Here is a 4,913-nt window from a genome sequence, read left to right as displayed (position 1 = left end):
GAGCAAGACATATCAACAAATTGATTTTAGCAATTTAGAGCCAAAGAAAATAATAGAAGAAAAATATATTGTAAAGAACAAATTAATAGTAAATTCTCAAAGAGGTAATTTGTTAAATGAATTAAAATTGAGCTTAGAGCATTGCAATAAATTTTATTTTAGTGTGGCTTTTATAAATTTTAGTGGACTTCAATTACTTCTTGATTCGTTTAAAAATTTAGAAGAAAAACACATTGAAGGCAAAATTATAACTTCCACTTATTTAAACTTTACAGAACCAAAAGCGTTAGAAAGATTAAAAAGTTTTAGTAATGTAGATTTAAAAATATTTATTGCCAATAGTGAAAAGGGGTTTCATACAAAAGCATATATTTTTGAAAATGATGATAATTACAAAATTATTATAGGATCATCAAATATTACACAGCGTGCATTAAAAAGCAATGTTGAATGGAATGTCATGATTATATCTAAAAAAGAAACAGAATTTGTTAATGAAGTTTTGGATGAATATAACAATATTTATAATAATATAGGATTTGTTGATGATGAATTTTTAAACAAGTATAAGAATTTTATATCTACAATTAAAAAAAGAGAAAAAGAAAATGTAGTTGATTTTTCTAAATATGAAATTATAAGGCCTAATCTTATGCAGACAAAAGCGTTAGATAATTTAGAGAGAATACGTAAATGTGGAGAAACAAAATCATTAGTAATTGCTGCAACAGGTACAGGAAAAACATATATGTCTGCTTTTGATGTTATAAAATTTGCTCCAAAGAAATTATTGTTTTTAGTTCATAGAGAAGATATTTTAAGAAGTGCTTTAGAAACTTATAAAAATTTATGCAAAAATAATAATATAAAGATGGGACTTTATACAGGTAATAAAAAAGATACTGATGTAAATTATCTTTTCGCTACCATGCAGACAATTGTTAATAATTTAGATAAATTTAAAGAAGATGAATTTCAATATATAGTTATTGATGAAGCACATCATTGTACCAGTCCCACATACACAAAAATTCTGAATTATTTTAAACCGCAATTTTTACTTGGAATGACTGCTACACCTGAAAGATGTGATAAAGGAAATATTTTTGATATCTTTGATAATAATGTAGCAACAGAAATAAGGCTTCATGAAGCCTTGGAAAATGAGCTTATTGTTCCTTTTCATTATTTTGGCATAACAGATATACAAGATGCTGATCTTGAAGGTGTAAAGTTAGATGATATATCTGAAGTTGCTGGAAGATTGATGATAAACTCAAGAGTTGATTATATTATTGAGAAAATGAATTTCTATGGATATGATGGCAATCATCAAAAAGCTATTGGATTTTGTGTTAGGAGAGAACATGCAGCATTTATGGCAGAAGAATTTTTAAGAAGAGGAATAGAAAGCATTGCACTAAGTGGAGATGACTCTATAGATAAAAGACAAAAGTATATAAGAAAATTAGAAGATGATAATGATCCATTAAAAATTATATTTACAGTAGATATATTTAATGAGGGGATTGATATTCCATCAATTAATCAAGTTTTAATGCTCAGACCGACTAATTCACCTATAATTTTTATACAACAGCTTGGAAGAGGACTTAGAAAATATAATAATAAAAATTTTCTTACTGTACTTGATTTTATAGGAAATCATAATAAAGCATTTTTAATTTCAATAGCATTAAAAGGTGGAAGGTATTATGATAAAGACAGTTTAAAAGTTTCTGTTGCAACTAATTTTTCAGATATTCCAGGATGTTCAAATATTCAGATGGATAGAATAGCTCAGGAAAGGATTCTAAAACAGCTTGATAGTGAAAACTTCAATACTTTAAAGTATCTTAAAGAAGAATATAACAATTTTAAGGAACTTTTAGGAGGAAAGATACCATACAATCTATGTGATTATATAAAATATGATGGAGCACCAAATCCATTGAAATTTATTAATTATAGTAAGACATATTTGGGATTTCTAAAAACGGTAGAAAAAAGTGAATATATTAAAGGTCTGTTTAATGATAATGAATTTGTGAAAATACTTAAACAATTGTCAAATGCACTTCCAATCAAAAGACCACATGAATTTATACTTATTAAATATCTGCTAAATAATGAAGAAATAACAATAGAACAGGCAGTTATAGAAATATCAAAATATTTGAAGAATGTTGATAAAGAGACAATAGAGCATAGCTTTAGAAACCTTAATCAGAACTATTATGATAAAGGGCAGCTTGAGAGTAATATCAAAATTGTAAATTATGAAAATGATATACTTATAAAGACTCTGCAATTTATGTCAGTGCTTAAAAATAGAAGATATAAAGAAATTATAGAAGATGTTATAAATTATGGACTTATAACATATGAAAAACAATTTGGAAGTGAGAATTATGGAATTCCATTTTTTAAGTTATATGAGCAGTATCAGATGATAGATACAGCGTTATTATCCAATTATGAAAAGACTCATAGTTCTTTTAGAGGGAGCGGTTTATTAGCTAATGGGAATGACTATTTTCTTTTTATTGATCTTCATAAAGAAGAAGATATAAAGGAAAGTATAAATTATAAAGATGAATTCATAAATAATAAAACTTTTCAATGGCAAAGTCTTAATAATACAGCGCAGGCTTCTGATCGTGGAAAAAATATAATTTATAATAAAGAGAGAAATATCAATTTACATTTGTTTATTAGAAAATATAAAAAAATTGATGGAGCTGTTCAGCCTTATATTTATATAGGAAAAGGCAATACAGTAAAATTTGAAGGAGAGAAGCCGATTACAGTAACATTATCTCTTGAAAATAAAGTTCCTGAAAATATATATGTTGAATTTACACACAGAGTATAAAAAATGGACTGCACTCTAAGAATTTAGTGAGACAGTCCATTTTTATGTAAAATACTATTTTTCAATTAATTTCTTTACTGTTGGTATGTCAGCAGGAGCCCAAGTTAATGTGTTTAAATAATCTTTATTAAGCCATATTAATTTTGCATGTTCATTAGCTTTAGGAGTTCCGCTTACAAGTCTGCATTTTGTTGTAATTAGATTTACTATAACATTTTCATACTCATGTGTATTATCATAAAAAACATCTGTGAATTTAATAGTACATCCAAGTTCTTCTCTTATTTCACGTTCTATTGCGTCACCGATTGTTTCATTTTTTTCTATTTTTCCACCTGGAAATTCCCAAAGACTGCCTTGAGACATAATTTTTGAACGTAGTGCACATAGAATTTCTCCATTTTCATTTTCTATTATTGCACCAACTACTTTTACAGTTTTTTTCATTGTTTAAATCACCTCTAAAATATATAGTAACATATACTGTATGATAATTCATTAGTTATAAAGTAGTCAAAAAATCTGCGCCTTCAAGATGAAATTGTATTTTATATATTATGAGATATGCTATTAAATATAATTATATTGAATTAATGAAGAAAATTAATTAATGATAAGGCTATTTATTAGACAGTCATATTATTACGAATTCCTAAAAAGCCCTGTAAAAATATTAAGAGAACTTTTATATAATTCTTAGTTTTATTATATGATAAATCACTCAGAAAATCTGTTGTTAATTAAAATATTCATATGATATAATTTTAAAAAAGTGGCAATACTTTTACTAAAGATAAAAAGTTAGGACGTAAAGAAATGGATAAAAAGAATAGTCACAAGAATGATATACATCATATACATGATAAAAGCTATAAAGACTTGTATTCAAAAAAAGAAATTGCATTAGATTTATTTAAAAATCTAAGTAATGCAGAGTGGGTTAAAGATCTTAAAGCTGAAGATCTTACTTTAGTCAATAATACATATATTACAGCAGATTATGAAGAAAAGGAAGCTGATATTGTATATAAAGCAGAGATTGATGGAAAAGAAGTTGTTTTATATATATTGTTAGAATTTCAATCAAGTGTGGATTATACAATGCCTTTAAGATTATTATTTTATATGTGTGAAATACTAAAAGAATATTCAGTAAATGCAAAACACAAAAAGTATGATAAGACTGTAAAGGTCCCAGCAGTAATTCCAATAGTCTTATATAATGGTGAGCATGTATGGGATGTACCAAAACAGTTTAGAAAAATGATTTATAATGAAGAACTATTTGGCAATAATATATTAAATTTTGAATATGATATTTTTGATATAAGTAATGATGAAAAACTTAGTAAAGATAAACTTGTTGATTTAAAAAATGTAACTTCAGCTATATTTTTATTAGATCAGAAAATGGATGCAGTAGAATTTCTGGAAAGAATAAGGGTAATAGCATTATATTTTAACTCCTTGAGTGATGCTGAGATTAAAGCAATCAAGAAGTGGATTAAAAATACAGTAGTAAATCCACTGGCTGAATCAGCAATAAAAATATTAGAAGCAGATAGGGAGGATGTGGAGCTTATGGTTGCAAGAAATGCATTTATACTGGATGAAATGAAAGAAAAGTCTAAGGCCGAAGGAAGAACTGAAGGAAGAACTGAAGGAAGGATTGAGGGAAGGATTGAGGGAAGGATTGAAGGAAAAGCAGAAATTCTTATAAAATTATTAAGAAAGAAATTTAAAGAACTTCCACTAAGTTATGAAGAGAAGATAAAAAAAATGCCAGATGAAGCAGTTGAAGAATTAGCTTTAAATATTTTTGATTTAGAAAGTATTGAGGATTTGGATAAGTATATTAAATAAACACTTATCAACACTAATTATTCATATGATTTTTGCCATAAATTACATAAGTGCTATAATTAAAAGTAATTATGAATTTAGGAGGCTTTTAACAGTTTAAAATAATCTATACAAATCTATAAAAATATATTTGTATTTATGATATAATCTTATTGAGGTGATAAGTTGTGAAATA

Annotated in this window: 3 protein-coding genes; 2 read left to right on the top strand and 1 reads right to left on the bottom strand. The window is 26.2% G+C overall.

Annotated features, from left to right (window positions below):
- Window positions 1-19 precede the first annotated feature (19 nt).
- On the top strand, window positions 20-2,875 hold the full coding sequence (locus Q0F58_RS17160) for a DUF3427 domain-containing protein (RefSeq protein ID WP_294379090.1): 2,856 nt from the start codon (window positions 20-22) through the stop codon (window positions 2,873-2,875).
- A gap of 54 nt (window positions 2,876-2,929) precedes the next feature.
- On the opposite strand, the gene Q0F58_RS17155 is transcribed toward Q0F58_RS17160, so the two are convergent.
- Window positions 2,930-3,322 (bottom strand): (deoxy)nucleoside triphosphate pyrophosphohydrolase, encoded by a 393-nt coding sequence (locus tag Q0F58_RS17155; protein WP_294379089.1) that lies wholly within the window; start codon window positions 3,320-3,322, stop codon window positions 2,930-2,932.
- 369 nt (window positions 3,323-3,691) lie between these two features.
- On the opposite strand from Q0F58_RS17155, the gene Q0F58_RS17150 reads away from it, so the two are divergent.
- Complete coding sequence (locus Q0F58_RS17150) at window positions 3,692-4,738, top strand: Rpn family recombination-promoting nuclease/putative transposase (protein ID WP_294379088.1); 1,047 nt, start codon at window positions 3,692-3,694, stop codon at window positions 4,736-4,738.
- Window positions 4,739-4,913 lie beyond the last annotated feature (175 nt).

This window comes from uncultured Clostridium sp., assembly GCF_934754915.1.
Lineage (GTDB): Bacteria > Bacillota > Clostridia > Clostridiales > Clostridiaceae > Clostridium.
This window is presented reverse-complemented; position numbering and strand designations above follow the sequence as displayed.

Bases quoted from the DNA above. Each gene is read 5' to 3' on its own strand.
- Q0F58_RS17155 (WP_294379089.1), bottom strand. From the start codon at position 3,322: ATGAAAAAAACTGTAAAAGTAGTTGGTGCAATAATAGAAAATGAAAAT.
- Q0F58_RS17150 (WP_294379088.1), top strand. From the start codon at position 3,692: ATGGATAAAAAGAATAGTCACAAGAATGATATACATCATATACATGAT.